General features: G+C 68.8%; 24 protein-coding genes. 9 read left to right on the top strand and 15 right to left on the bottom strand.

Going from position 1 to position 22,115, the window contains the following annotated elements; genetic code table 11:
- Positions 1-4 precede the first annotated feature (4 nt).
- Genes tilS through dacB form a run of 3 tightly spaced genes read right to left on the bottom strand, consistent with a single transcriptional unit; the run spans position 5 to position 3,519 of the window.
- On the bottom strand, positions 5-1,009 hold the full coding sequence (gene tilS, locus E0H50_RS41400) for a tRNA lysidine(34) synthetase TilS (protein ID WP_337590397.1): 1,005 nt from the start codon (positions 1,007-1,009) through the stop codon (positions 5-7).
- A 7-nt stretch (positions 1,010-1,016) separates the two neighbouring features.
- On the bottom strand, positions 1,017-2,111 hold the full coding sequence (locus E0H50_RS41395; protein WP_131296650.1) for a zinc-dependent metalloprotease: 1,095 nt from the start codon (positions 2,109-2,111) through the stop codon (positions 1,017-1,019).
- A 40-nt stretch (positions 2,112-2,151) separates the two neighbouring features.
- Complete coding sequence (gene dacB / locus E0H50_RS41390; RefSeq protein ID WP_131296649.1) at positions 2,152-3,519, bottom strand: D-alanyl-D-alanine carboxypeptidase/D-alanyl-D-alanine endopeptidase; 1,368 nt, start codon at positions 3,517-3,519, stop codon at positions 2,152-2,154.
- A 50-nt stretch (positions 3,520-3,569) separates the two neighbouring features.
- Here dacB and E0H50_RS41385 point away from each other — a divergent pair, with 50 nt between their 5' ends.
- Complete coding sequence (locus tag E0H50_RS41385) at positions 3,570-4,058, top strand: inorganic diphosphatase (RefSeq protein ID WP_130384966.1); 489 nt, start codon at positions 3,570-3,572, stop codon at positions 4,056-4,058.
- On the opposite strand, the gene E0H50_RS41380 is transcribed toward E0H50_RS41385, so the two are convergent.
- Entirely contained in the window at positions 4,055-4,486 is a 432-nt protein-coding gene (locus E0H50_RS41380) for a MarR family winged helix-turn-helix transcriptional regulator (RefSeq protein ID WP_131296648.1), read from the bottom strand. The genes E0H50_RS41385 and E0H50_RS41380 overlap by 4 nt on opposite strands.
- An 88-nt stretch (positions 4,487-4,574) precedes the next feature.
- On the opposite strand from E0H50_RS41380, the gene E0H50_RS41375 reads away from it, so the two are divergent.
- Genes E0H50_RS41375 through E0H50_RS41365 form a run of 3 tightly spaced genes read left to right on the top strand, consistent with a single transcriptional unit; the run spans position 4,575 to position 7,195 of the window.
- A complete protein-coding gene (locus E0H50_RS41375) occupies positions 4,575-5,540 on the top strand; it encodes a quinone oxidoreductase family protein (protein ID WP_131296647.1) in 966 nt (321 codons plus the stop codon).
- Positions 5,541-5,549: 9 nt separating this feature from the next.
- Positions 5,550-6,440 carry a LysR family transcriptional regulator gene (locus E0H50_RS41370; RefSeq protein WP_131296646.1) on the top strand — a complete coding sequence of 297 codons (891 nt, stop codon included), beginning with the start codon at positions 5,550-5,552 and terminating at the stop codon, positions 6,438-6,440.
- Positions 6,441-6,487: 47 nt separating this feature from the next.
- Positions 6,488-7,195 carry an SDR family oxidoreductase gene (locus E0H50_RS41365; RefSeq protein ID WP_202868568.1) on the top strand — a complete coding sequence of 236 codons (708 nt, stop codon included), beginning with the start codon at positions 6,488-6,490 and terminating at the stop codon, positions 7,193-7,195.
- 43 nt (positions 7,196-7,238) lie between these two features.
- Here the strand turns inward: E0H50_RS41365 and E0H50_RS41360 are convergent, their stop codons facing one another.
- The 4 genes from E0H50_RS41360 to E0H50_RS41345 form a co-directional block, all read right to left on the bottom strand.
- The gene (locus E0H50_RS41360; RefSeq protein ID WP_131296645.1) at positions 7,239-8,660 is read right to left on the bottom strand and encodes a C40 family peptidase; all 1,422 of its coding nucleotides are present in this window, start codon (positions 8,658-8,660) and stop codon (positions 7,239-7,241) included.
- A 247-nt stretch (positions 8,661-8,907) separates the two neighbouring features.
- Positions 8,908-9,720 carry an endonuclease/exonuclease/phosphatase family protein gene (locus E0H50_RS41355; RefSeq protein ID WP_131296644.1) on the bottom strand — a complete coding sequence of 271 codons (813 nt, stop codon included), beginning with the start codon at positions 9,718-9,720 and terminating at the stop codon, positions 8,908-8,910.
- Positions 9,721-9,795: 75 nt separating this feature from the next.
- Positions 9,796-10,866, bottom strand: coding sequence for a WD40/YVTN/BNR-like repeat-containing protein (locus tag E0H50_RS41350; RefSeq protein ID WP_131296643.1), 1,071 nt, complete (start codon positions 10,864-10,866; stop codon positions 9,796-9,798).
- 10 nt (positions 10,867-10,876) lie between these two features.
- Complete coding sequence (locus tag E0H50_RS41345; RefSeq protein ID WP_131296642.1) at positions 10,877-12,148, bottom strand: ThuA domain-containing protein; 1,272 nt, start codon at positions 12,146-12,148, stop codon at positions 10,877-10,879.
- Between the two features lie 165 nt (positions 12,149-12,313).
- On the opposite strand from E0H50_RS41345, the gene E0H50_RS41340 reads away from it, so the two are divergent.
- Entirely contained in the window at positions 12,314-13,198 is an 885-nt protein-coding gene (locus E0H50_RS41340) for a bile acid:sodium symporter family protein (RefSeq protein ID WP_131296641.1), read from the top strand.
- Here E0H50_RS41340 and E0H50_RS41335 read toward each other — a convergent pair.
- Entirely contained in the window at positions 13,174-14,019 is an 846-nt protein-coding gene (locus E0H50_RS41335; protein ID WP_131296640.1) for a helix-turn-helix transcriptional regulator, read from the bottom strand. The genes E0H50_RS41340 and E0H50_RS41335 overlap by 25 nt on opposite strands.
- A gap of 99 nt (positions 14,020-14,118) precedes the next feature.
- Between E0H50_RS41335 and E0H50_RS41330 the strand changes: the two genes are divergently transcribed.
- On the top strand, positions 14,119-14,859 hold the full coding sequence (locus E0H50_RS41330; RefSeq protein WP_131296639.1) for an SDR family oxidoreductase: 741 nt from the start codon (positions 14,119-14,121) through the stop codon (positions 14,857-14,859).
- Here E0H50_RS41330 and E0H50_RS41325 read toward each other — a convergent pair.
- Both E0H50_RS41325 and E0H50_RS41320 read right to left on the bottom strand, forming a co-directional pair.
- Entirely contained in the window at positions 14,848-15,147 is a 300-nt protein-coding gene (locus tag E0H50_RS41325) for a thiamine-binding protein (RefSeq protein WP_131296638.1), read from the bottom strand. The genes E0H50_RS41330 and E0H50_RS41325 overlap by 12 nt on opposite strands.
- Positions 15,144-15,854: an SDR family NAD(P)-dependent oxidoreductase gene (locus tag E0H50_RS41320; protein ID WP_131296637.1), complete on the bottom strand. Its 711-nt coding sequence runs from the start codon at positions 15,852-15,854 to the stop codon at positions 15,144-15,146. Before E0H50_RS41320 ends, E0H50_RS41325 begins: the two co-directional genes overlap by 4 nt.
- A gap of 169 nt (positions 15,855-16,023) precedes the next feature.
- On the opposite strand from E0H50_RS41320, the gene E0H50_RS41315 reads away from it, so the two are divergent.
- A complete protein-coding gene (locus E0H50_RS41315; RefSeq protein WP_238151697.1) occupies positions 16,024-16,362 on the top strand; it encodes a winged helix-turn-helix transcriptional regulator in 339 nt (112 codons plus the stop codon).
- Positions 16,363-16,420: 58 nt separating this feature from the next.
- Here the strand turns inward: E0H50_RS41315 and E0H50_RS41310 are convergent, their stop codons facing one another.
- The 3 genes from E0H50_RS41310 to E0H50_RS41300 form a co-directional block, all read right to left on the bottom strand.
- Positions 16,421-17,992, bottom strand: a complete 1,572-nt coding sequence (locus tag E0H50_RS41310; RefSeq protein ID WP_131296635.1) for an MDR family MFS transporter — start codon at positions 17,990-17,992, stop codon at positions 16,421-16,423.
- Entirely contained in the window at positions 17,989-18,615 is a 627-nt protein-coding gene (locus E0H50_RS41305) for a TetR family transcriptional regulator (protein WP_238151696.1), read from the bottom strand. The genes E0H50_RS41310 and E0H50_RS41305 overlap by 4 nt, the downstream gene beginning before the upstream one ends.
- Positions 18,616-19,004: 389 nt before the next feature.
- A complete protein-coding gene (locus E0H50_RS41300; RefSeq protein WP_131296633.1) occupies positions 19,005-19,469 on the bottom strand; it encodes a methyltransferase family protein in 465 nt (154 codons plus the stop codon).
- Positions 19,470-19,533: 64 nt separating this feature from the next.
- On the opposite strand from E0H50_RS41300, the gene E0H50_RS41295 reads away from it, so the two are divergent.
- On the top strand, positions 19,534-20,076 hold the full coding sequence (locus E0H50_RS41295; RefSeq protein WP_131296632.1) for a hypothetical protein: 543 nt from the start codon (positions 19,534-19,536) through the stop codon (positions 20,074-20,076).
- Between the two features lie 51 nt (positions 20,077-20,127).
- Here E0H50_RS41295 and E0H50_RS41290 read toward each other — a convergent pair whose 3' ends face one another.
- Positions 20,128-21,081, bottom strand: a complete 954-nt coding sequence (locus tag E0H50_RS41290; RefSeq protein WP_131296631.1) for a hypothetical protein — start codon at positions 21,079-21,081, stop codon at positions 20,128-20,130.
- 175 nt (positions 21,082-21,256) lie between these two features.
- Here E0H50_RS41290 and E0H50_RS44130 point away from each other — a divergent pair, with 175 nt between their 5' ends.
- Complete coding sequence (locus E0H50_RS44130; protein ID WP_238151693.1) at positions 21,257-22,009, top strand: hypothetical protein; 753 nt, start codon at positions 21,257-21,259, stop codon at positions 22,007-22,009.
- Positions 22,010-22,115 lie beyond the last annotated feature (106 nt).

Here is a 22,115-nt window from a genome sequence, read left to right as displayed (position 1 = left end):
GCCCTCAGCCTGTCACATCCGGACCGAGGATGATGAATCCGCCGCTGCGGATCGCCCGGATGCCTTGCGGCAGATCGATCCAGCGCTGCCCGCGCCAGTCGGTCACGAGCGCGTCGACGGACGCCACGTGACCGGCGGTGAGGTCGGTGGCCCGGCAACCGGCTTCCAGGGCTGCCTGCCGCAGGACCCGCGTGCGGATCGCGGCGGGCTGCTCATCGAGTACGCCGATGTCGCTGCGGACCTGTCCCTCGGCGCGGCTCAGTGTGGTCTCCGCAACATCCGCAGCGAGCTGATCGAGCGCATCCGCGTCCGCCCGGAGCAGACCCGCCGTACGGGCCAGCGCCTCGACCACACCGGGCCCCAGCGCCTCCTCCAGCACCGGCAGTACTTCGTGCCGTACGCGGACCCGCGTGTACTGCGGATCGTCGTTGTGCGGGTCGTGCCACGGCCGCAACCCGGACGCGATACACGCAGCAGCCGTAGTGGCTCGCGGGACCTCCAGGAACGGCCGCCGCAGCAGCCCCACAGCCGGAGCCATCCCAGCCAGCGACCTGGCCCCCGAGCCACGCCCCAACCCGAGCAAAACGGTCTCAGCCTGGTCATCACGGGTGTGAGCGAGCAGTACGACGTCCGCCGCCAGCTCATCCGCCGCGTCCCGCAGAGCGTCGTACCGCGCCGTCCGCGCAGCGCCCTCCGGACCGCCCTCAGTGCCGACCTCGACCTCACGGACCTGCACGGGGTCCAGACCGAGCGTCTGGCACTGCTCGGCAGCAGTCGCCGCGACATGTCCCGAGTCGGCCTGCAGACCGTGGTCGACGACGACCGCACCGGCCCGTAGACCGAGCTTGGGCGCCTCGAAGGCGGTAGCGGCCGCCAGCGCGAGCGAGTCGGTTCCGCCGGAGCAGGCGACCAGGACGGTGGTGCCCCGCGGCAGCTCGCTCAGCGTCGCCCGGACCGCTTCCCGGGTGCGAGCGACGGCGGGGTGAAGTTTCCCCCGCCGCTCTCCCACCAGGCGCTCAGCCGTGGAGTCGGGCGACCCAGGCATCGGGGTTCGCGATCTCGTTCTTCGTCGGCAACGTGTTCGGACCGGTCCAGACCCGGTTGAAGCCCTCCATGCCGACCCGGTCGACCACCCGGCGGACGAACGCGGCACCGTCCTTGTACTGCCGCAGCTTCGCGTCCAGCCCGAGCAGCCGCTTCAGCAGCTGGTCCACCGGGTTGCCGCTCGCCCGCCGCGACGAGAACTTGGAGCGGATGGTGTCCACCGTCGGAATGACCGACGGCCCGACCCCGTCCATCACGAAGTCGGCATGACCTTCCAGCAACGACATGACCGCGGTCAGCCGGTCCAGCACGGCGCGCTGCTCCGGCGACTGCATCAGGTCCACCAGGCTCAGTTCGGCCTCACCGCGGACCGACCGCCCCAGCCGCTGCACGGCCTCGCGGAACATCGCGGCGTACGCCGAAGCGTCCAGCTCGGCCTGGTCGAGGAACAGGGCGATCTCTGACCGCAGGTGGTCCCGCAGCCACGGCACCGCGGTGAACTGCACCCGGTGCGTCTCCTCGTGCAGACACACCCACAGCCGGAAGTCCCGCGGTACGACGCCCAGCTCGGACTCGACCTGCATGACGTTGGGCGCCACCAGCAGCAGACGACCGGTCAGACCGGGACGGTCCGGGTCAGGCTGTGCGGGGTAGAACGGGTCGAACTGACCGAGCACCCGCGACGACAGGAACGCCAGCAGCGCGCCGGCCTCGATACCTGTCACCCGGGAGCCGACCGCGGAGGACAGGCCCGCAGTGCGGTCCGCCTTCTCGCGCAGCTTGTCCGCCAGCGGCTGCAGCACGGTCCGGAAGCCGTCCGCGTTCGCCTGAACCCAGCCGGGCCGGTCGACGATCATCACCGGCGCAGTGGCCGACGTGGCCTTCAGCCCGGTGAACTCGCGCACGTGCCCCTCGGAGTCAGCCGCGAACTGACGCAGCTCGGCGACCACCTGGTCCGCCTCCGCGCGGCTGACCGCAGGGCCGGGTCGGAGCAGTTTCCGCGCCACGCCGGTCGCCAGCTGCCAGTCGACCATCTCGGTCGTGGTCCCGCCTTCCGCCGTACTCATACAACGACCCTAGTGGTATGTCCCAACATGTGCCGCCTGATCAGCAGCCGCAGTTGGCCAGCGCAGCGGTGGCACGGTCCAGCGCGGCGCGGGCGTCGAGCGTCTTCGGGACCGGCACGCTGTCACTGGCGATCGCGAACACCAGGAGCGTGCCGGAGCGGTCACGGGCATATCCGGCCAGGCTGTGGACCCCTGTGAGCGTTCCGGTCTTCGCACGGACCAGTCCGGTCCCGGTGCCGGTACCAGCTGAGCTGAACCGCTCCCTGAGGCTCCCGTTGAAGCCGGCCACCGGCAGACCGCTCAGCAGGTGCCGCAGCTCCGGGTGGTCCTTCGACACGGCCACGCGGACCGCACCGGCGAGCAGGTCGAGCGGGACCTTGTTGCTGCGGGTCAGACCGCTGCCGTCGTAGATGCGGGCCTTGCTGACGTCCAGGCCGAGCTTGGTCAGCGTGGCCCGGAGACCCTTGACGCCACCCGCGTACGAGCCGCCGTTGCCGGTCGCGATGCCGACCTGCCGCAGGAGCACTTCGGCGCCGTCGTTGTCGCTGTGCAGGTTGACGTACTCGACGATCTGGCCGAGCGTCGGCGACTTGACCTGCGCCAGCGGCTTGGCGGCGGCGGGTGCCGCAGCAGCCTTGGCAGCACCCACCTTGATGCCGTACTGCGTCAGCAGCTTCTGGAACGACGTGGCCGCGGCCAGCGCCGGAGAGGTCGCCCGCTTGGCCATGCCCGGTGACAGGCGCCCCTCGTTGACCCAGAGCGCGGAGGTGGGAGCGGCGATGCCTTCGGGGACGTAGTTCGCCTCCCAGTTCGCGTTGATGGCCGGGCCGCTGAACAGCGAGGCGTCGTACCCGAGGGTCACGGAGGCGACGCCCTGTGCCTTCAAAGCCTTCGCCGTGCTCTGAGCGAGCGCCTGGAGGGTGGCACGGGCCGGGTAATCGCTCGCCTGCTGCACAGCAAGCAGCGGGTCGCCGCCGCCGACCAGCACGATCGACCCCTTGCCGGCGCTCACGACCTTGGTGGCGAACGTGTGGTCCGGGCCAAGCGTGGCGAGAGCGGAGACCGTGGTGAGCAGCTTCAAGGTGGAGGCAGGCGTGTACGGCGTGGCGGCACCGACCGAGAACACCGGCTTGCCGCGTGAGGCGTCGTACACGTAGATGCCGTGGTGCGGGCCGAGAGACGGGTCCTTGAGGATCGCCGCGAGCGCCGTACCGACGCCGGCCGCGGTCGGGGCAGCGCCCTCGGTGGTCGCCGGCGGCAGAACGGCCGGAGCCTGCTGGGTGCTCCGGTCAGCTGTCTGCACTGAACCGGGTACGGCGCGTGCGCTGCTCACCAGGCCGGCGCCCGTGCTTGTGCACAGCGCCGTGGCGAGGAGCGTGACGAATGCCGCACGGGCAGGTCGGGCCACCGGGCTGCTCCTGTCATTCGGTCGGTCGGAACCGTGACAGTATCTGCCGTATGGAGTTCGACGTCTTCATCGAGATCCCCAAGGGCACTCGCAACAAGTACGAGCTGGACCACAAGACGAACCGTCTGCGGCTGGACCGGACGCTGTTCACGGCGACCCAGTATCCGTCCGACTACGGGTTCATCGAGGACACCCTGGGCCAGGACGGCGACCCGCTGGACGCGCTCGTGCTGTTGCCGGAGCCGACGTTCCCGGGCTGCCTGATCCGCGCTCGCGCGATCGGCATGTTCCGGATGACCGACGAGAAGGGGCCGGACGACAAGGTCCTCTGCGTCCCGGCCGGCGACCCGCGGCAGGAGCACCTGCGCGACATCCACCACGTGCCGGAGTTCGACCGGCTGGAGATCCAGCACTTCTTCGAGGTCTACAAGGACCTCGAGCCCGGCAAGTCGGTCGAGGGCGCCACCTGGGTCGGCCGCGCCGACGCCGAGACCGAGATCACCGCCTCCTTCGCCCGCCTGAAGACCGAAGGCCACTAATCGCCTGATACGCGGCGGAGCAACGCGAGCAGCGTCTTGCGCTCCGCCGCGGTCAGCGGCTCCAGCAGGTCCGCCTCCGCGGCGCGGATCAGCTCGTCCATCGCGTCGAGCTGCCGCTCACCCGCCGGGGTGATCGCGACGATCTTCCGTCGCCGGTCGGCGGGATCGACCCGCCGCGCCAGGAACTTCAGCTCCTCGAGCTCGTCCAGCAGCGTCACCAGATCGCTGCGGTCGAACCCGATCCGGTCCGCGAGCGCCGCCTGCACGGCCTCACCGTCGTCCGCGAGACTCGCGAGCACGTGATAGTGCTGCGTCCGGACGCCGCCGTCGATCATGTGCTGCCGGACCAGCCGCTGGGCGTACTGACTCGACCGCCCGAGCGCGAACAGCACGTGGTCGGACAGCCGGTGGTTCGGCGACTTCTTCACCGCACCAACTCTATTGGCAAGGCCGCCGTGTCGAGTTATCGTGGGAATCTCCCATTATTTATACATCCCACAATATGGAGATCCCACCATGCGCGCAGTGCGCTTCCACCACCACGGCGGTCCCGACGTACTCCAGCTCGACGAGGTCGCCGTCCCCGAGCCCGCCGCCGGCCAGGTCCTGATCCAGGCCGAGGCGATCGGCGCCAACGCGATCGACACCGTCCTCCGTCGCGGCGGCTCCCCCTGGGACCGTCCGCTCCCCGGCACGCTCACGGGCGACGTCGTCGGCCGCGTCGTCAAACTCGGCCCCGGCACGCCGCCCGGCCTCCTCGGCCAACGGGTCAGCGCCCTGTCCGAGGACGCCTTCGCCGATTACGCGGTCGCCGACGCAGGCTTCCTCGCACCGGTCCCCGACGACGCCGACGCGGGCGAGGCGACGATGATGTCGATGACCGCCCCACTCGCCTATCGACTGCTCGAAACCGGCCAGGTCGCCCCCGGGAGCACCGTCCTGATCCAGTCCGCCGCCGGCACCGTCGGCCACCTCGCCGTCCAGCTGGCCCGCTCCTACGACCCGAAGACGATCATCGGTACGGCGTCCTCGGCGCAACGGCTCGACTTCATCCGCGAACTCGGCGCCGAGCCCGTCGACCTGACCGACCCCGCGTGGACGGCCCGCGTCCGCGAGCTCGCTCCCGACGGCGTCGACACCGTCCTCGACTCGGTCGGCGGCACCGTCTTCGACCAGGGTCTCGACCTGCTCGCACCGCTCGGCCGGATGATCACGTACGGCGCGATCACCACCGAGGTCCCGGTCGTCTCCGTACTCAAGCTGTTCGGCCTCAAGTCGGTCACCGGCGTCTCGCTCGGCGGCTGGCAGCAGACCCGCCCGGACGAGGCCCGCGCCGACATCGCCGAGGTCACCCGCCGCTGGCAGTCCGGCGAACTCCGCCCAGTCGTCCACGCCACCCACGCGCTCACCGACGTCGCCCGCATCCACGAAACCCTCGACGCCCGCGCCAACCTCGGCCGCCTCGTCGCGACCCCCGAATAGAATCATCGGGTGGAGCTTCGGCAGCTGCGGTACTTCGTGGGCGTGGCCGAGGAACTGCATTTCGGCAAGGCCGCCGAGCGCCTGTACATCTCCACCCCGACGCTCAGCCAGCAGATCAAGCAGCTCGAACGCGAGATCGGCACCGCCCTGCTGATCCGGCACAGCCGCGGCGTCGAACTCACCCCGGCCGGGCAGGTCCTGCTCGCCCGCGCCCGGGAAACCCTCCAGGCGGCCGGCCTGGCGCTGAAGGACACGCGCCGGGCCGCCGGCCTGGACGTGCCGGTGCTCCGCCTCGGCCTGCTCAACGGGATCCCCGGCCACCTCCCGGCAGCCCTCGAACAGCTCGCCACCGAACGCTTCCCGAACAGCACGGTCACCCTCGAGGCAGGCACCACGACCGACCAGCTCCGGATGCTCGACGCCGGCGAGATCGACCTCGGCCTGGTCCGCACCCCGCTGACGTTGCCACCGGCAATCACCTCGGAACACCTCGCCGACGAGGAGCTCGGCGTCCTGCTGACCGCGACCCACCCCCTTGCGGCCGCATCGGAACTCACACTCGACGATCTCACCGGCCTCGAGCTCATCTGGATCCCCCGCGCCGCCGCCCCCGAGTTCTACGACGACACGATCCGCCGGATCGGCAACGGCGTACGGCTGAGCGACATCAGCATGAGCCACTCCCAGCTCCGGTCAGCCCTCCTCGTTCGGCGCGATGCCTTCAGCCTCGGCTCCCGTCGCGCCGCCACGCCGGACATCGTCTGGCGACCGCTCGCGGGCCGCCCGCTGGTCGCACGGTACGCCGCCGTGTGGCGCACCGACTCGCACAACCCGGTACTCCAGGCGATGGTCGTTAGCCCCGGCCTAACGATCCTTAGGCAACAAGTCGTGGTGGACTGACGGCCTCGGTGGTTGGCTCGAAACGTCAACCACCGAAGGAGAAACTGTTGCCGGAACACGTCGTCATCGTCGGCGGAAGCTCAGGGATGGGCCGCGCCCTCGCCGCCGACCTCGTTGCCCAAGGCAGCGAGGTCACCGTCGCCGGCCGAACCCCGGCCAAACTCGACGCGGTCCGCCGAGAGCTCGGCGTACGGACCGTCGCCATGGACCTCGGACGCGAGCAGGACATCGAACGCCTCTTCGCGACCACGGGCAAGGTCAGCCACATCGTCACCACGGCCGCCGACGTCGGCGGCGCCTACCAGCCGATCGCGGCGTACGACGTGGGCTCGGCGCGCGCGGCCGTCGACTCCAAGCTGCTCGGTCCGCTGCTGCTCGCCAAACACGGCGCTCCGCTGCTCGAACCGGGCGGCTCGATCGTGTTCACCTCGGGGATCGCGGCGTACCGGCCGGGGCCGCGCGCCTCGTTGCTCGCGGCACTCAACGGCGCACTCGCCTCGCTGGCCGCGGCACTCGCGGTCGAACTCGCGCCGCTTCGGGTCAACGTCGTCTCACCCGGCTGGGTCGACACCCCGATCTGGCAGGACGTCGCCGGCGACGCGGCACCCGCGACACTGTCCGCGATGGCGGACCGCCTCCTGGTCGGCCGGATCGGCCGGCCCCAGGACATCGCCGCGGCGATCATCGCCCTACTGCGCAACGGTTTCATCACGGGCACCGTTCTGCACGCCGACGGCGGACACCGGCTGGCCTAGTGGTTCGCCCCCGGCAGCGGACCGTTGCCGGGGACAACTGTTTTCAGGGGCGGCCGAAGAAGTCCGGCGGTTCCCAGTAGTAGACGCTGTCGATCTGCACCGGCTTGCCGGTCCGCGGCGCGTGGATCATCCGGCCGTTGCCGAGGTACAGCGCGACGTGGTGGATGGTGCCCGGGTCGCTCGGGTTCAGCGACCAGAAGATCAGGTCACCGGGCCGCAGCTCGTCCTCGTCGATGTGCTGGATCTGCTCGTACTGCGCGACGCTGTAGTGCGGCAGCTGCACACCGGCCCGCGCCCAGGCGCCCTGGGTCAGTCCGGAGCAGTCCCACCGGCTCGGGCCGGTCCCGCCCCACAGGTACATGTCGCCGAGCTGCCGCATCGCGAACTCGATCGCCGCCGACGCGCCCTTCCGCGAGCTGTTGCCGTTGTCGTTGTCGTCGTTGTCACGGCTCGGGGTGGACGGCTTGTGCCGCTTCGGCGGGTTCTTCTTGCCCTTGTTCTGCTCGCGTTCTTCCTTCTCCTCGCGAGCCTGCTCCGCGGCCTCCCGGGCCCGCTCGGCCGCCTCAGCGCGGCGCTCCGCGGCCTCCCGGGCGGCGATCCGGCGCTTCAGCTCGGCGGCCTTCTTCGCGGCGATCGCAGCGGCGCGTTGCCGCGCAAGCTCCTCGAGCCCCTGCTGCCGCTGGGCGGCGACCTGCACCGAGATGTTCTGCAAGGTGGCGAGCTGCGCGATCGACTGCTTGCGCTGCACGCCGATCGCGGTCACGGCGGCCGACTGCGCGGCCTCCGCGGCCTCGGCCGCCTTCTTCGCCGCGGCCGCCTCGTCCGCGGCCTTCTTCACCTTCACGACCGCCTTGTCGGCCTGCACCTTGAACAGGTTCGTCATCACCTGGGTCGCGGTGAACCGCAGGTACGAGCCCTGCATCGCCGCCGACACCGAGTGCGCCGCGCCGGCCGAGTCGAGCAGTTGCTGCGGACCGTCCGCGGTGAACAGCGGCGCGATCTTCGCCACCTCGCCGCCGCCCTGGTACGACGCGGCGGCGAAGCGGCCGATCTGCTGCCGCTGCGCGGTCAGGGTCTTCTGCGCCTCGGCGGCCCGGGCCGCGGCGGCGGCCGCCTCGGCCTTGGCCTGCTGCAGGCGGTAGACGGCGCCGTTGTACGCCTCGTCGGCGATGCCGGACTGGATGCCGAGCTGCTCGAGCCGCGCGCCGGCGGCGGCCAGCTGACGCTCGATCGCGGCGACCTGGCCGGCCTTCGAGGCGGCGGCCTGCTTGGCGCGCTCGACGGCGGCCTTGGACGGAATCACCGGCGGCTTCGGCTTCGCGGCCTCGGCCGGGAGGGTGGGCACGGCCATGGCGCCGGCCAAGCAGATCGCGAGCACCCCGGAGAGCAGGGCCTTACCTGCTCGGCCGGTCTTCCCAGCACTCGTGATCCGCCCGCCGGACGTGGCCCTGGGGGGCGTCCGCATCGGGATCGTTCCTTCCGCCGGTCACGAACCCCTTCCCCAGGGTTCGTGAACTTTTGGTCCTCCTGGACCACATACGTGACACTAGTTGCCTGCAGCCCCATTGGGAACAGTTTTCACACAAGTATCTTTGTTTCACCCGTGTGTCGACTTGACAAACTACAAGCTTGTAATTCCGCGAAGCCGCAGGTCCGCGCACGAAAACGCCCCTCCGGCCGGGCCGGAGGGGCGTTGCGGTGAACTCGGTGATTCAACTGAGAACGAACGAGGCGACCACCGGCAAGTGGTCCGAGGCCGGCGTCATCGGTACGGCGGCCTTCGTCGGGCGCAGTTGCCGGCTGTGCAGCAGGTAATCGATGCGCTTGGTCGGGTTGTCGGCTTCGATCGTGTAGCCCGGACCGACACCGACCTCGGTCCAGGTGTCGTCGTACACCGAGGTCATGGTCTTGATCTCCGGCGCGTCCGCGGTCGCGTTCAGGTCGCCGACGAGCAGTGTCGCGGGGTGCGACTTGCCGAGCAGCTCGACCACCTTCTGGGCCTGCTCGAGGCGCTCGGCATTGTTGTTGTGCGTCAGGTGCGTGTTCGCGAACCGCAGCTCGGTGCCCTTCACGATGATGGTCGCCACCCCGAGGCCGCGCTGCTCACCGGCCGGGTAGCGGGGCAGGAGCGTGTTCTTGAAGTCCTGGATCGGGTACTTCGACAGCACCGCGGTCCCGTACTGGCGGCGCGGCTCGCCGGTGTTCAGCGGCGGCAGGTCGAGGTTGGCCGCGTACGCGTAGTGCATCCCGAGCCGGTTGGCGAACCAGGCCGGCTGGTCGACCCAGTTGCTGCGCTCGGACCAGTGCCGGTCCACCTCCTGCAAGCCGACCACGTCCGCGCCGGACTGCTCGATCAGGACGGCGATCCGCTCCAGGTCGAGGACGCCGTCGGTGCCCGCGCCGTGATGGATGTTGTAGGTCATGACGGTCAGCGGACGGTCGCGAAGACCGTCGTCGGGCCGAGCCGCGGCAACGGTCGGAACCACCATCAGCAACCCCACGAAGACGGTCAGCAATTTACGCATGCACTCATCTTTCCGGAAAACCGGCGACATCCGCACAACGAGCGAGTGTCGCCGGTCTGAACCGCAGATTCCCTCTTAGTGCACGAGCCGTCCGACTGCGCCCTTCGCGCCCGAGGCCCAGCAGCCCGCGTCGGCTCCGTGGCCGGCGCATTCGACGCTGTCGAAGCTGCCGTCGTAGAACTGCTTCCAGCTGCGGCCGCCGTCGAAGCTGACGTCGCTCCCGGACGGGCCGACCGCGACCACGGTCGTGGGCGACCACGGGACGAAGTGCGACCCGCTCCGGTAGCCCTTCGGTGCCTTGTCGGCCGGCACCAGCTTCCACGTGCGACCACCGTCAGACGTGACCGATGCGGCCTTCACCGCCTCGGTCGGCTTCTCGAAGTCACCGCCGACGGCAACGCCGAACAACGTGTTCCGGAACGCCAGGCTGAAGATTCCGGCCGCCGCACCGCTCGCCATCGGAGAGTCCGTGACCGTCCAGCGGCGGCCGCCGTCGACGGTCCGGAACACCCGCGGCCGATCGCCGCCACCGCTCGCGAACCACGCCGTACGACCGTGGCCGGCGACCAGGCAGGTGCCGCTCGCCGCGAACGCGAACTCACCGGCCAACGCCGCCGGCATGCCCGCGGTCGGCTGTACCTTCCAGGACTTTCCGCCGTCGGACGTGGCGACGATCCGGAACTTTCCGTCCACCGGATCGCTCAGCGCCAGGCCGTGCTTGTCGTCGTTGAAGGCGATGCAGTCGTAGAACGCGTTCGCGTCCGTGTTCCGGAACGTTTCCGTCCACGTCTTTCCGCCGTCCGCGGTGCGGTAGACCCGGGAGTCCTCGCCGGTCCCGATCGTCAGCGCGACCGCACGCCGCGCGTCGAACGCCTCGACATCGCGGAACTGCAGCGCCTCCGCACCGGGCGGACTGACGTTCCGCCAGTGCTTCCCGCCGTCGACCGTCCGCAGCACGGTCCCTGCGGACCCACCCACCCAGGCGACGTCCTTGCTGACCGCCGCCAGCCCACGGAACTGCGCCGTGGTCCCGGTCGGCGTCAGCTCCCACCGGTACGACGATCCGCCGTGAGCCTGGGCGGGCACGACCTGACCCATCAACAACAGACCTCCTGCCGCCAAAGCGGCCACACGCAGGATTCTCATGCGCCGCAATCTAACCTGCCGTGAGCTTGAAAGACTGTGCTCCGCTTCCATTGCAGGTGAATTGGACGAGTTGGGTGCTGTCGACGGTCGAGCTGTTGGGGACGGTCAGGCACTTCGTACTGAGCCGGCTGACGAAGTGGAAGTACCCGCCGCCTTCGGAGACGGCCTGCCACTGCTGGTTGTTGCCGTTGCTGTAGGTCCACAGCTGCAGGCCGGCGTTGTCCGCGGCGGACACACCGGTCACGTCGATCACCTTGGTGGCGTCGTTGCGGTTGTTGATCCGGGTGAAACCGCCGGACGTCGGCTGGAACTGGAACTGCTGCGCCTGCGTGCCGTTGCAGCTGTACTGCTGGATCACGGTTCCGTTGGCGGTGCCGGCCGCGCGGGCGTCGACGCACTTCCCGTTGGCCTTGTTCGCGACCGAGTACCACGACGTCGGCGACGGCTGATCGACCGGAGGCGTCGTACCGGCACCGCCCAGCCACCTCAGCGCGTCCATCATGAACTGGTTCTGCGCCGGGCTGTCGAAGGTCGACGAGAGCCGCGTATTGGTCTCGTAGTTCATCGCGTTGTGGCCGAAGTTCGCGTAGATCATCTTGTAGTTCTTGTTGGTCCAGATGATCGGGTAGTAGCCGCTGTACCAGGTCTGGTTCGGGTCGGTGCCGACCGGGAAGCTGGAGTTGTCGATCGACGCCAGGATCTGGATGTCGGGGTTGTTCCGCAGGTCGTTCTGCCAGCTGTACCACTCGCTGACCGACGACCGGAACGTCGCGCCGGTGTTCACCAGCGCCGGGTGCGAACGGTTCTCGGTCCGCAGCGTCACCGCGGTCGGCCCCCAGGTGTTGGACTGGAACCTCCCGGTGCCGAGCAGCGTGTTGTTGAACCACGGCCAGCCGCCGCTCGCGTCGTTGTACGCCGCGACGTGGAAGCCGAAGAACGCGCCGCCGTTGTCCAGGTAGGTCTTGAACCCGTTGCGCTGCGCGTCGGTGTGCGGCGAGTCGTCGAGGAACATCACCACCTGGTACTGCGACGCACTCAGGTTGTTGAGCTGATCCCAGTTGTTCGTGGCGGTGTAGGTGAACCCGTTCTGCGCGCCGAACTCCGGAAAGCGCTGGTTCGCTTCCTTCACGAAGTCGATGTGGGCGGCGTCAAAGGTTCCGCTGTAGAACGCGAGGACCTTGAAGGTGGCTTGTACCTGGGCCGCCGCGGTGCCGGTCAGACCGCTGACGAGGAGCACCAGGGCGAGCAGGAACGCGGGCAGGCGAAATCGATCGGAAAGCATGGGGGCGGACCTTTCCGTAAGAACGCTCTATAAATTTCAAGCCTTAAATTAACTCATGATCTAAAGCGGGTAAAGACTCCGCCGGTCCCGGAACCGAGCCCGAGATCTTGCCGTCGTCCCGCACCGCTGTCACCCTGAGCCACCGACCTGAAGAAGGAGCCGCCGATGAACGACTCCGCGCTGACCTCGGTCCTGCTGCCGGTCGCGCTCGCGATCATCATGTTCGGCCTCGGCCTGACGCTGACGGTCGCCGACTTCAGCCGGGTGCTCCGGATGCCCAAGGCTGTCCTGGTCGCGCTCGGGACCCAGGTGATCCTGCTGCCGGTGATCTGCTTCGGGCTGGTGAAGTTGTTCGACCTGGAGCCCGCGCACGCCGCCGGCATGATGCTGCTGGCCGCCTCCCCCGGCGGCACCACGGCGAACCTGTTCAGTCACCTGGCCGGCGGCGACGTCGCGCTCAACGTCTCACTGACCGCGGTGAACTCGGTGCTCGCGGTGGTCACGCTGCCGATCGTGGTCAACCTGTCCCTCGCCCATTTTCTCGGCGACGGCCAGATCGGCCTGCAGCCGCTGAAGATGCTGCAGGTGTTCGCGATCGTGCTGGTCCCGGTGGCCCTCGGGATGCTGGTGCGGAGCCGGCGGCCCGGGTTCGCGGAGCGGATGACGCGGCCGGTGAAGCTCGGCTCGATCATCGTCCTGGCCCTGGTGATCTTCGCCGCGATCTACACCGAGCGCGCCAATGTCCTCGACTACATCGCCGCCGTCGGCGTGGTCGCCGTACTGCTGAACATCCTCAGCCTCTTCTTCGGGTACGTCGTACCGAAGCTGGCCCGGTTGGGTGAGCGGCAGGCGATCGCGTGCTCGATGGAGATCGGCATCCACAACGCCACGCTCGCCCTCACGATCGCGCTCAGCCCGGCCCTGCTCGGTAGCAGCGAGATGTCGATCCCGGTCGCGGTCTACGGCATCGTGATGTTCTTTCCGACCGCCGCGTTCGCCTTCTACCTCAGCCGCCGGACGACGGGTCAGCGCGCCGGATCGAGCGTCTGACTTCCCAGCACCGCCAGCAACTCCAGCTTCTCCGCGCTCTCGCTGCCCGGCGTGGCGGTGAAGACGATCAGGGTCTGCTGCTCGTCGCGGTTGTCGATCAGCTCGCAGTACAGCTCCAGCTCGCCGACCACCGGATGCCGGAATCGTTTGGTCCGGCTGTGCGCGGTTACGACCTCGTGCGCGTCCCAGATCTCCCTGAACTCAGGGCTCAGCTTCTGCAACGCCCGCACGAGCGAGGCGGCGTACGACTTCGGCCCGTCGATGGTGGCGACTGTCCGCAGCATCGACACCTGCAACCGGCTGTGGGTGCTCAGCTCGGGTTCCGCATAGAGGGCCCGGGACTCCGGGTGCGCGAACCAGCGGTAGACCTCGCTGCGTTCCATACCTTCGAAATTGGTCAGCTCGCCCGCGAACGCGACGTGTGCCGGCGTCTGCGCGAGCACCTCGCCGCAGCGGTTGAGCAGCATCGCGGGGGTGTCGTGCAGCCGGTCCATGATCCGCAGCATGCCGGGGTCGACGTGGCACGCCCGCGTCGTGCGCGGCGGCGTACCGTGGCCGGCCAGCAGGAACAGGTGGTCGCGCTCCTCGAGCGTCAACCGGAGCGCCCGGGCGATCGCGCCGAGCATCTCGACCGACGGCTGCGGGCCGCGTCCGCCCTCGAGCCGGCTGTAGTAGTCCGCCGACATCGAGGCGAGCGCCGCGACCTCCTCACGGCGCAGACCCGGCGTACGGCGCCGGCGGCCGCGCGGCATCCCGACGTCTTCGGGCTGCAGAGCCTCGCGGCGTTTGCGCAGGAAGTCGGACAGGTCGGCGTAATCCATGGCTCCAGTGTCCACGTGTCGAGCCCGTTAACCACTGCTTGCCGAGCAGTGGCTGAGCGCAGCCTGGTTGCCCGCGGCATCCGGTTCCACGCTGGAGCCATGAGAACAACAGGCAACACGATCTTCATGACCGGCGGTACGTCGGGTATCGGCCTCGAGCTCGCCCGGCGGTTCCGCGACCTCGGCAACACCGTGATCATCAGCGGCCGGCGCCAGGACCTGCTCGACCGGATCGCGGCCGAGGACGGGATTCAGGGTGTCCCGCTCGACGTCGCCGACCCGGACTCGATCGCGGCCGCCTTCGCGCAGGTGACGAGTACCCACGACGTGAACGTACTGGTCACGATGGCCGGCATCATGCAGGTCGAGGACCTTCGCGATCCCGGGCACCTCGCCACCGCGGAGCAGACGATCGCGATCAACCTGCTCGGCACGATCCGCGCGGTCGCCACGTTCACGCCGTACCTGCTGAAGCAGACCGATCCGGTGATCCTGACCGTCTCGTCGGGTCTCGCGTCGGTGCCGCTGACCATCACGCCGACGTACAGCGCGACGAAGGCCGCGATCCACAGCTACACGCAGAGCCTGCGGATCCAGCTCGCGGACACCCCGATCCAGGTGATCGAGGTGGTCCCGCCCGCGGTCCAGACCTCGCTGATGAACCAGGAGAACGACGAGCACGCGATGCCGCTCGACGAGTACCTCGACGAGACGATGAACATCCTGCAGGAGCACCCCGACGCCGACGAGATCCTGGTCGACCGCGTCCACTTCCTCCGCCATGCCGAACGCGAGAACCGCTACGAGGCCGTCGTCGCGGCCCTCAACTCACTCGCCTAGAGCTTGTTCGATCCGCTCGACCTTGGCGGTCAGCTGGCCGGTGTAGCCCGGGCGGATGTCGGCCTTCAGGACCAGGCTGACCCGGGGCGATGCGGCGGCGACGGCCTCCACGGCCTGCTTCACCACCGCCATCACCTCGTCCCACTCGCCCTCGATGTTCGTGAACATCGCGTTGGTCTCGTTGGGAAGACCGGAGGCGCGGACGACGCGGACGGCGTCGGCCACCGCTTCGCTCACGCCCCCGGTCTCGTCACCGGCCGACGGGCTGATGCTGAATGCGACGATCATGCATCTAGGGTCCCACTGAAAACGGCCTCGGGGCGGTCGCGGTTTTCGTGCAGGTCCCAGTACAACGGGGCGATCTGCTCGGGCGTGGCCGTCGGGACGCCGTCAGGGGTGCCGCCGCGCGCGACGGCACCCTCGCCGATCCAGACGCTGATCGCCACGTGGCCGGCGTACACGCCGCTGCCGGCCAGCTCCTTGTTCAGGTTGATCACCCAGTTGCGCAGCGCCGCTGCGGCCGCGTTGATGTTGGCCAGCATCGGCACCGGGTCCACGGAGCCGCCGCCGGTGGTGAACAGCAGGGTCCCGGCGCCGGCCTCCCGCATGGCGGGCAGTATCGCCTGGGCGGCCGTGACGGCGCCGTAGAAGTTGTACTCGATCTGCGGCTGCAGGTTGTCCACGCTGACCTCCGAGGGAGCGGCCATGGTGATACCCGGCACCGGGGAATGCGGAGCCGGCGAGTACTCCAGAACGTCGATGCGGCCGAAGCGGGCCTTGGCCGCCTCAAGGGCATCCGTCAATGCGGCGCGGTCGAGGACATCGGCGGGAAACGCGGCGGCCTTGATGCCTTCCTGGCCGAGCTGATCGACCAGTGGTTCCAGCTTCTCCTGGGTCCGGGCGATGAGGGCGACGTCGAAGCCGCGGCGGCCGAAGGTGCGGGCGATGGCCAGCCCCATCCCGGGGCCGGCGCCGACGATGGCGAGAGTGGACACAGTCAGATCTCCAATTCCTACTTTTTGTGCGTAGCGCCATGATGGATCAGTAGGAAAGCCCGTACAAAAGGCACATCGCTGTGCGTGCCGGAGGGAAATGTGCGCCATGGACACCGCAGACAGACCCGCCGCAGGCCGAGGGCCGTGCGCCGCCATCCCCGCTGAGCAGATGGACTCCGTCCGGCAGATGCTGGACCGGATCGGCGACAAGTGGAGCATGCTGGTGATCGCCGTACTGGAGGCCGGTCCCTTGCGCTATACCGACCTGCAGCGCGAAGTCCCCGGAATCTCCCAGCGGATGCTCACCGTCACCGTGCGCCAACTGCAGCAGGACGGCTTGGTAACCCGGACCGCCTACGCGGAGGTGCCGCCGCGCGTGGAGTACGCCCTCACCCCCACGGGCCGCAGCCTCCACCACGTCGTCACGTCGCTGATCACCTGGGTCGCGGACCACCACAGCCAAATCCGCGAACACCGGACGCAGGTGGAAGACGCAGGTACTACCTAGGCGGAGGTGCGTGTCCCGGGCGCCGCCCGGCGTGTGACGGGCGGCGCCGGTGGGACGCTCAGCTGTCAGGCTCCTCTTCGGCGAGGCGTTCGGCGCCGGAGGTGGTGAGGAGGGCCTTCTCCTTGATGAACAGGACCGCGATCAGGGCGAGGACCGCGAACGGGACCGACATCATGAACAGGTCGGCGGTCGCCGCGCCGTACGCGTTCTCGACGATCGTCCGTACCTCCGGGGCCAGCTCGGCGATGTTCGGCACCGCGTTGCCGCCGCCGGACGAGGCGCCGCCCGGGTTCAGCGTCTCGGCGACGTTGTTCGCCAGGATCGCACCGAGCACGCTGACACCGATCGTGCCGCCCATGCTCCGGAAGAAGCTGACCGCGGACGTCGCCGCCCCCAGCTCCCGGGCCGGTACGTCGTTCTGCGCGGCGAGGACCAGGTTCTGCATCACCAGGCCGATGCCGACGCCGAGGACGATCATGAAGCTCCACAGCAGGTACTTCGAGGTGTGCGCGTCGATCGTGCCGAACAGCGCCAGCCCGATCGGCAGCAGCACGCTGCCGACGACCAGGTAGATCTTCCAGCGGCCGTACTTGGTGATCAGCCCACCGGCGATCGTGGACGCGACCATCATGCCGAGGATCAGCGGCAGGCTCATCAGGCCGGCCTTGGTCGGGGTGTAGCCCTGCGCGATCTGGAAGTACTGCGCGAGGAACACCGAGCCGCCGAACATCGCGACGCCGACCAGCGCGCTGGCGATGATCGACAGCGTCACCGTGCGGTTGCGGAACAGGTCCATCGGGATGATCGGCTCCGGGTGCCGGCGCTCGACCAGCACCGCAGCGACGAGCGCCACTACGGCGACCGCGACCAGTCCGAAGCTCCAACCGGAGACCCACTCGAACTTGTTGCCGGCGAACGAGGACCAGACCAGCAGCGTGCTCACGCCGCCCATGATCAGGACCGCGCCCCACCAGTCGATCTTCACCTCGCGGCGGACCGTCGGCAGCTTCAGCGTGCGCTGCAGCAGGACGATCGCCGCGAGCACGAACGGCACACCGACCAGGAAGCAGGCGCGCCAGCCGAGTGGCGAGTCGACGAGGAACCCGCCGAGCAGCGGTCCGCCGACGGTCGCCGACGCGAAGATCGCGCCGAAGATCCCGGAGTACCGGCCGAGCTCGCGCGGCGGGATGATGGCCGCCATCACGATCTGCACGAGCGCGGTCAGACCGCCGGCGCCGAGGCCCTGCAGGACGCGGCTGCCCAGCAGCACCTCGATGTTCGGCGCGAAACCGGCGACCAGCGAGCCGATCACGAAGAAGCCCAGCGACAGCTGGACCAGCAGCTTGTTGTTGTAGAGGTCGGCGAGCTTGCCCCACAACGGCACGGTGGCCGTCATCGTCAGCAGCTCGAGCGTGACGACCCAGGTGTACGACGACTGGCTCGCCCCCAGGTCGTGAATGATCCGCGGCAGTGCCGTCGACACCACGGTGCCGGCCAGGATCGCCACGAACATGCCCATCATCAGGCCGGAGATGGCCTGGATGGTCTGCCGCGGAGTAAGTGTCGTCGTCGGTTCGGTGATGCTGACCTCACCCACGGGTTCCGGAGTGGGTGACGAGGTCGTCGTCATGAGGTGCCTTTCTTCTGGTGGTCCGGCCCGAAGGCGGAGTCGATGCCTTGGGCAAGTAAATGGAAGGCTTCGTCGAGCAGGTCGCGGATCGGCCGTTCGGGAGCGGACTTGTGCAGCTCCATCACCACCCGGCAGGCGGCCCCGGCGGTGCTGACGATCAGCGCCGGCCGGAGTGATCCGGCCGGTTCGCCCATCCGCTCGGTGAGCGCGGCGGTCAGTTGACGCTCGTCGTCGAAGCTCGACAGCATCAGTTGGTAAAGCAGGGTCGGCGAGCTCATGATCAGCTCACCCCGGCGCGACAGCTGGCCGTCGCTCTCCAGATCCCGCAGTACGTCGTTGACGATGAACCACATCGTGGTCAGCGGCGACTCTTCGGCCGGCGCCGTCCGCATCCGCTCCAGGGCGCGCTCGAGATGCTCGGGGTTGCGCGCCAGGATCGCGTGCTCCTTGTGCGGGAAGTAGTTGAAGAAGGTCCGCACCGAGACGTCAGCCGCCTCCGCGATCTCCTCGACCGTGACGTGGTCGGGCCCCTTCTCCAGCGCGAGCCGCAACGCCGCATCAGCCAGCGCCGCCCGCGTCTGCAGCTTCTTACGCTCCCGCAACCCACCCGCAACCTGCTTCACGCATACCAGGCTACGAACAAACTTGCAGTCACTGCAAACAATTAAAGGCTGCAACTTTGCAGCCCTGCAGGTTCGCGCCATGCCGCAGCCGCCGCACGGTCGTGATCGGTCCTGATGCGATCGCGGCTCAACCGGCAGAGCCCCGCAGTCCCGACCGGCACGTTGGTGCACAGAACGCCCCAAACCGGTTTGGGGAGGGTCCGTGGCCGGGACCGGGGAGCACTACAGCCCATTTCGGGAAGGAAGAACTCCCCACACCAGCCGCGCCGGACCGCCAACTCGTTTTGTGCAGCAGATCCGCGCCGCCGCGCCCGATCGGCACGGATCCGGTGCACAAGACGCATCAAGCGGACCCGAGGCCCGCCACTCGAAGAAACCTCTTCAACGAACTACCGGCGCAGCACACTGGGGATCCACGCGGGTACGGCCCGGCAGTACTCCTCGTACTGCTGGCCGTACCGCGCACGCAGCACCGGCTCCTCGTACCAGCGCACGAACGACGCCATCACGCCCCAGGCGAGCACGCCGTACCCGAACACCCACCAGTCGAGGAAAACGACTGCCTGCCCGAAGATCGCCGCGACCACGCCGACGTACATCGGATTCCGCACGAACCGGTAGTCACCGCCGACCACCAGTTCCTCGGTAGGCGCGACCGGCGCCGGCGTACCCCGCCCCTCGCGGACGAACCGGACGAAGGCCCGCAGTACGACGAACGCACCGGCCGCGACGATCACGAAGCCCGGCCAGAACCGTGGCGCGGCCCAGCCGCTGAGCCACCACGGGAGGACGCCGGCGACCACGCAGGGGGCGGCGAAGAAGAAGGCTGTGCTTCCGAGGATGGCTTTGGGCATGGGGGTTCCTGTAGAATTAAGAGGCAGCCTCCGGCACGGTTCTCGTGTTCGGAGGCTTTTGTGTATGACGACTCTTCTCTACAAAGCCGCCGGTGACGTCCGTGGTGACGACATCCTGCCGCTCAGCCAGCTCCGTGTGCACTACCCCGACCTGTACGAGCTCCATTTCAAGAAGTACGCCGATCGCCCGCACCGGGCGAATGCCCCGGTGTACCCGCTCAACTGCACCTGGGCCGACGTGGTCTTCCTGTCCCCGGTGCACCCGGCCCCGATCTTCGAGGCCATGCACGAGTCCGGCCGGATCGGTCCGGTCGTGGTCGACTACTGGACGCTCGACGCCGAACTCCTCGACCCGGCGAACACCTGCATCCTGCTCAAACGCCATGACCCCGAACTCCGCCCGCAACCGCCCGAGGACTTCATCCCTTACACCCCCGGGGCAGCCGCCGCCCTGTCCACACCCTCCGAGCGCGCCCTGCACCGACTCCGCAACCTCAACGCCACCGAGCCCCTCTACCCCTGGGCCGACATCCCCCATATCCTGCACCGCGGCCCGATCCCACTCTCGGCGTTCCGCACCGCCACCGGCGCACCGGTCGCCGGCTGAACGCAACAAAGCCCAGGACACCAATGGCGTCCTGGGCTTTGTCAGGCAGTGTTACTCGCCGACCAGCTGGTCGTAGTGCGTGGTGACCGAAACGTGGCTCACACCGCCGTAGACCTCAGGGATCTTGCCGTACGACGTGATCGCGGTCGCGGTGCCGTTCGCCTTGCTCATGGCGTACTGGTAGCCGGAGTCCGTGTCGTGGTCGACGGCAACGATCAGCGAACCACCGCGGCTGCCGCAACCCTGGACGACCAGCGACTCGTACGCCGACCAGCCCGACGAGCGGATCAGCTTCATCACCGGCTTGGCCCCGGCCGCGACCGGGATGTGGGCGGTCCACAGCGCACCGGCGTTCGTGGTCATCAGCAGCGTGTCGTACGTCGCCGTCTCGCTGATCACCGTCATCGCCTTGAAGCTGCGGAAGCCCGGGATCGGGCCGAGGCCGCGGAAGCCGGTGCCGACCATCTGGTACCGGTACAGGCTGCCGTTGGTGTTCAGGCCGTACAGGTACGCGTGCCGTGGCGCCGCGACGCTGTAGTTCGACGTCGCGATCGACTTGAAGCTGGTCCACCCCGGCCCGACCTTCTTGAAGGTCGGCTTCCAGACACCGCTCTCGCTCAGGTACGTCGTGTGCCGGTACAGGTTCCCGCCCTGCAACAGCAGACCGTAGTAGTAGACCTGAGTGAAGGAGGCGTTCGTGGCGCCGTACCAGGTCGAGTTCGCGCGGGTGCCGACAAAGGTGAACGGCGTGTCCGAGGCGGACTGGATCGGCCGCCCGGGCATGCTCAGGATCTCCTGCGCGGTACCCGCGGCGGATGGCGCCATCACGTCGCTGACGCACGGCTCATCAGCGGCGGCCGACTTGATTGTGTTCGGCGTCATGGACGTGGCGAAGCGGTGCGGCTTCGGATCGGTCTGTCCGGTAGCGGCGGCCTGGGCAGAGCCGGCCGCCGCGGCGATCAGCCCGGCTCCGGCCAGTGCAAGCGCGAAGCGCTGCAGTTTCATACGGGTTCCCCTCTGGAAGCGTCTCGAAGAGTTCGAGTCCGCGCTGAACAGCGCCGAGCCCGCCAACAGTTGGCCGAGCCGGGCAGCAATGTGCACATCGTTGACACCCACCACGCCGTTACAGTCCGCTCGGTGAAATCTCAGATTCGACCCGGTGCACTGACAGGATTCAGCCATGGCGCGACCGTGGCTGATCGATCTGCCGACGTTCGCGGTGGACAACGTGCAGTGGGCCGCGGATCTCCTGCTGTCGTGGACGTTCCTGATGATTCCGCTCGCACTGCTGGCGTTCGCGCTCGACCGGATCCGCCTCGACCGCACCGCGCTGCGGCAGGGCCTGGTCGTCGTGGTCGTGGGCCTGTGCACCCTGCTGACGTACTACCTGGTGGGCGCACTCTCGGACCTCGGCAAGCCGCACCCCTGGATCGAATGGGGCGTTTCGGGCCTCCTGGTCGCCGGCCCGGCCCTCGCGGCCATCGCGATCGCGGCTCTGGCCCGCGGCGGACGAATCCCTACCGACGGCGTCGCACCGGTCTCCGGCCTTCTCGTCGGGGGCCTGATGGCCGGGTGCGCCGCGCTCTATCTCGTTCTGGACCGGGTCGCTCCCCAGCTGACCGAGCCCGGGGACGCGCCGGAAGAACCCGTACTGGTGGCGGGCCCCGCCGTCATCACTGTCGTGCTCGGTTTGCTGACCCTGACGTGGGCGATCCGTTCGCTCCGCCGAGCGGCAACCTTTCCGAGTTTGGTGGCAACTGGGGTGTGGAATGCCGGCTCGAGCTACCGAACGGATGGATATGAGGACAACGAGGCATGGCGCGGCGGAGCGGGCTGCCAAGCGCCGGCGGGGCATCGGGCTTCCGGTGGCTCTGCCGGCTGTCGGTGTCGTGGTCTGTCTGGCGGCCGCGCTGCTCATCGGAGGCGGCGCTGACGTCCGGCGTACCGCCGATGAGTCGGTTACGGCTGCCCCGGTCCTTTCCGGCTCGCCGGCCGTGGCGGCCGACGCCACGACGACACCGACGCAGGCGCGGGTCACG

This window comes from Kribbella sindirgiensis, from assembly GCF_004331435.1.
In the GTDB taxonomy this organism is placed as follows: Bacteria; Actinomycetota; Actinomycetes; order Propionibacteriales; family Kribbellaceae; genus Kribbella; species Kribbella sindirgiensis.
The sequence above is the reverse complement of the archived record's forward strand: the minus strand, read 5'-3'. Positions and strand labels throughout refer to the sequence as shown.